Genomic DNA, 343 nt, shown 5'->3' with positions numbered 1-343 from the left:
CCCACCCCCGCAACTCCTCCCGCAACGACCGCTGAAAGGTCGTCAACAGAGCCTGCACCACCACAGGCTGCATGGACGCGGACAACGACCGCACATCCCGCGCCGCACGCTCCGACACCTCCCCCCGGAACAGCTGCGACAACTCATGCGCGACAGCACGCGAGTGCTCGATGAGAACCTTGCGCGCAGCGAGAATCGCCTCCTGCGACAAAGGCACATCCAGCAGCCCGACCCCCAACCGCAGCAGCCCGAGATCGACACGGAATTCACCGCCACCGTCCCCACCACCGGCACCGTCGCCCGCCTCGACCACCCCCATCGCGACCAACCGCTCCACGTCCTC

General features: G+C 67.6%; 1 pseudogene. It reads right to left on the bottom strand.

The window, feature by feature from the left end:
* A pseudogene (locus L0P92_RS44945) lies at positions 1-343 on the bottom strand (transcriptional regulator); the annotation flags it as partial.

This window comes from Streptomyces muensis, from assembly GCF_021474425.1.
Lineage (GTDB): Bacteria > Actinomycetota > Actinomycetes > Streptomycetales > Streptomycetaceae > Streptomyces > Streptomyces muensis.
The sequence above is the reverse complement of the archived record's forward strand: the minus strand, read 5'-3'. Positions and strand labels throughout refer to the sequence as shown.